Source organism: Anthropogastromicrobium aceti (assembly GCF_020687335.1).
Taxonomy (GTDB): Bacteria; Bacillota; Clostridia; order Lachnospirales; family Lachnospiraceae; genus Anthropogastromicrobium; species Anthropogastromicrobium aceti.
This window is the reverse complement of record NZ_JAJEQN010000081.1, coordinates 1-4,500: the sequence shown is the minus strand read 5'-3', so window position 1 is coordinate 4,500 and position 4,500 is coordinate 1. Positions and strand designations below refer to the sequence as shown.

1 protein-coding gene, 1 pseudogene and 1 CRISPR repeat array are annotated in these 4,500 nt (G+C 39.2%); the gene and the pseudogene both read right to left on the bottom strand.

Annotation, left to right across the window (positions count from 1 at the left end):
• Nucleotides 1-120: 120 nt before the first annotated feature.
• The gene (locus tag LKD48_RS16180; protein ID WP_308732622.1) at nt 121-1,242 is read right to left on the bottom strand and encodes a hypothetical protein; all 1,122 of its coding nucleotides are present in this window, start codon (nt 1,240-1,242) and stop codon (nt 121-123) included.
• 542 nt (nt 1,243-1,784) lie between these two features.
• Nucleotides 1,785-2,967: pseudogene (locus LKD48_RS16605) on the bottom strand (IS110 family RNA-guided transposase); the annotation flags it as partial.
• Nucleotides 2,968-3,038: 71 nt separating this feature from the next.
• A CRISPR array of direct repeats spans nt 3,039-3,536; the repeat unit is 32 nt; unit sequence GTTTCAATGCCCTCTCGGGCTTGAGTTGTTAC.
• Nucleotides 3,537-4,500 lie beyond the last annotated feature (964 nt).

The window sequence follows — 4,500 nt, the reverse complement described above, 5'->3', positions numbered from 1 at the left end:
AGGATCAAACTGTCGTTAGGGGGTTTGAGTCCGATGGAGTATAGACGCAGTCTTGGAATTGCTTAATTCAGGTCCAATAAAGCGTCCGCACCCCCCAAACTATTTACATAATAATATAAATCAATTACTTAAAGAATTATCTGTAAAAGGCACTAAATAGAGTTTATCTTTAGTATCAGTTTCTGACAGTGAATATTTTGAAATCATTAGCATATTATCATACGATAACACACATCGAATAACAAATTGTTCATTTTCCATAGAATAATTTTGAATTTCCAAAGCACCTGTTTGCTTATTTAGACGATAAATATCATTTGTGTTTCTCAAGTAGAACAATTCATAACCTGTTTTATTATTTGAATTAGGAATGTACTCCAAATTAGCTTCACATAAGAGCATTTCGATTTCTTTGTCGATATATTTACATATAATGGAAACGCCAGAATAATCGGTTATGCAAAAATAATTGTCAAAAGCATAAAACACTCCAATATTATCAGTTATTTCATAATCACGAAAAATAGAAGTTATGTCAATCGTCCCAACACAAATAAAGTCAAGATCATATTTATTTAAAAAATATTGCGTGTCAGAATTATTCTTAGCTCGTTCGAGAACATATAAATACTCGTTATCGCTGTCAATATAGATTATGTTACATTCTGCACTAGTTGAATATACCTTACTTGAATCCATGCTAATTTGCTTAAAGTCACCATCTTTAGTGATCGTTTCAAGAAAAGTATTCATAGAACCATCTGAAAGAGCATTCCCCTGTAAAGCAATGATTTGATTATTCATTTCAACCACGGGAATTAATTTTTGTAAATATAGGTTCTCAGATATAGGTGTCATTTTCATTTCTGAGAAGTCTACAGCATACAAAACATTTTTCATATCGTTATCACTATATGTGCTGATATAAAAATATAAAATGTCATCTATCATTACATTACTTCTGCCTTTTAAGGCAAAATCAGAAACATGACCAACGCTTTGGTTTTCTCCCGTTTGAAAATTATAAATAAAGAATTCAACCGCAGTTCTTCCTATTTCCATATATAAAAGTTGACTTTCATATACATCAATATATGTTCGTAAATTTGATTTTTCCAATGAAACTGTGTAAGCTTGCACTATACTCTCATCAGAAGACATTGCATTTGAAGTAATACACAAAGAAGAACACCCAGTAAAAAAGATCATGCAAACAAGCAATACTATTAAATTTTTTTTCATTGTCCAGTTTCCATATTTTATATAAATGCTATTCATGGGGAGAAGAAGTGGCTCATTCTCCCCACATAGCATTTATATTTCTAAATCATATAATCAAGTGTTTTTTATTGAAAATTCAAGGTTTTTCAACCTTTCATATCTCAGTGAATAAACCACAGCTATGAGCATTTCGATGCATCAGGTACTGAAATAGCGGTTGAATGGTATACGAAATAAAACATCATTGATTTTCGCTTTACTGGCCTTGTGTATACCCTTCCCCCTATGGCAGCTAACCTCCTATATCCACCAGGATCATCTCTGTCTCCAGAGGTCCTAACTTCCTTCGTCCTGCCTGCCCATAACCAGGGTGTCAGCTATGCTCCTTTGCGGGGTCATGCCCCATAGAAAATATTCCTGCCGACTACTGGCTCATTCTTTGTATTATTGATTACTGACTTGCTTCTTGTTCCAGCACTGTGTTCAGTGGACGTTCTCTGTTACATTCTGCTTGATTCAGTGGCTGTCCACATGACAGCCTCCATTATAGTTACTTGTATTTCTTACGCAGCCTGTAGATAAACTGCCGGTCTCTTGATGTCACTCACCATCTTTTTCGGATCATAATCCACACCTTTAGTCAGCATGGCATAAAAGACTCATATCAGCTTGGCTGCGATTGCCATAAGTGACTGCATTTTCTTCAATGGATTCTGCCTTCTGGTTGTGTAATAATTATGGAGTTCCCTGAACTCCGGGTTCTTCGCCACAAGCGACATTGCAACCTCAAAGAGCAGGTATCTGAGTCTCTTTCGGCCTCGTCTGCTTATTGTTGTCTCGCCCTTGTGCTTTCCCGAACTATTTTCAACCAATGCCAATCCTGCAAGCTTCTGCAGTTCCTTCGGATTGTTGAAGCGGCTGATATCACCTACTTCTGCAAAGAACCCTGACACTGTTCTGATTCCCACTCCTTTGATCTCTAACAGCTTTTCAGCCATCGGAATCTTTCTTACCAGTTCTTCAATTAGAACCATAACTTCCTGTAGACGCGTATTTCTGGATTCATAGTCCTCCAGAAGCATTCGGATTTCCATTCTTGCAGACACCGCACATTCTTTGCTTCCAACGCTGTGCTCAGCAGCTTCTATCAGGGTCTTCGCCCTCGCCTTTCCAACTGCTCTTAACTTCGCATCTCGCCAGATTTGGTTCACTCCATCTATACCTAACGTCTGGATATCTTCTGGGAGTTGGGCTGCTTTAATGATTAGCATTCCGCTCTTGGCATCCGGATTTCCGTATACCGTCTTATATTCAGGAAAATATATTGAACCAATGACTGATCCTGTTTTGAATTCTTGTAAGTTCCGCCTTTAACTGGAATCTTATGTTTGATGCTGTTCTAAGATCAGCATCAATCCCATCCGGCAGGTATGGGATCATGTAACATCCCTCTCTAACTAATCCTGCTATAACTTTCGGATCCTTACGGTCATTTTTAGTCGGATTGTTGTCGTCGAGTTCTTTTGATTTTTTCACATGATGAGGATTTACAAGAACCGGTTTTATTTCATTATCCTGTAGAAACTTTCCAAGATTGAACCAGTAATGCCCGGTCGATTCCATACCTGAAACCACCTTATCCTTCTCATGTCTTTCTTTGAGGTCCAGGATCCATTCCTTAAATGTCACAAATCCAGCCTCTGTGTTGCTAAACTTAAATGGCTTCTTCGAATACTCGATTCCCCTGTTGCCGGGGACAGGCACTGGATGTCTTGAGTTGTTACTAAGCTTGGATTACTTGACTTTCTGGATGATCAGTTTCAATGCCCTCTCGGGCTTGAGTTGTTACTGGATATCCTCCTCGCTTAGACTCAGATTATCTCGTTTCAATGCCCTCTCGGGCTTGAGTTGTTACGACGAGTATGATGGCTTTGCAATTAAGGTAATGAGTTTCAATGCCCTCTCGGGCTTGAGTTGTTACGCTTTTTATCGACTACACAAATAATCACTTAGCAGTTTCAATGCCCTCTCGGGCTTGAGTTGTTACGCAGGAGCCGCAAAAAAAGCTGCTGGGGTTGCAAAAGTTTCAATGCCCTCTCGGGCTTGAGTTGTTACGGGCGAGATCTGGGCGAGTGCTATTGAGCAACAGTTGTTTCAATGCCCTCTCGGGCTTGAGTTGTTACCAAGCATTTTTGACACATCGGAAGAGATTAAAAAGTTTCAATGCCCTCTCGGGCTTGAGTTGTTACGTAGTCTTCAAGTTTGACGCAAGCGTTCTGGAAGGTTTCAATGCCCTCTCGGGCTTGAGTTGTTACGGCAAGAATGCCCAATATTTTAAATTTTTCATGATGCTTTTTATGCATACCTGCTATTTATAGGTGTATATTAGCACACCTTCCAATTTTTTTCAACCAATTATCTAAGTTTTTGAGGTGCGAATCCCCTAGTACTTTTCTGGGAACTTGCCTTTCGCACCACTCTTTTATCATTTTTCTGGTAACAAACACCAATACCTTACTATCGGGCTTATACCTCATTTCTACGGCATTGTCGGTCGCGGAAAAAATTTACAACTTGCACGTGTCAATGCCCTCTCGGGCTTATACCTCATTTCTACGTTATTTGCAATGACATATGATGCAATGTATTACTATGTGTCAATGCCCTCTCGGGCTTATACCTCATTTCTACACTGGAAGAAACTAATCTATCAAAGGCAATGAAAGAATCGAGTGTCAATGCCCTCTCGGGCTTATACCTCATTTCTACTATGGATATCACGGCCATATTGGGAAATATTGGGGTGTGTCAATGCCCTCTCGGGCTTATACCTCATTTCTACGGTACCCCTTCAAAAACCTAGGTTTTATGCGGTTTCCAGAGCCTGTTTTTGCAGATATTTGTCAGAATATTCTGACAACAGCAGTTTTTCGTGCATGTTAACATTTTGGACATATTTAATGAGGTATACTTACCCTTGACACTGAACTAAGTATAGCACTAAATACAACCGTTGTCATCCTATTTTTTCACTCTCTTGATAAGTTGAGCTGAGCAGTAACACGCTACCCTCTCGGGCTGCTGCTCAGACTCCTCTGCACAAAATGTAAACTTTTGTTTATAGAACTTTTATAAAATTTATACTTTTTTGCCGGGGACAGGCACTGGATACGGTTGGATTCAGCGAATGGATGAAGCTGACCTGACAAGATCAATGTCCAAAAAGGGCTGTTCGCCAGATAACTCGGCATGTGAAGGATTTTTTGGACGAATGAAAAA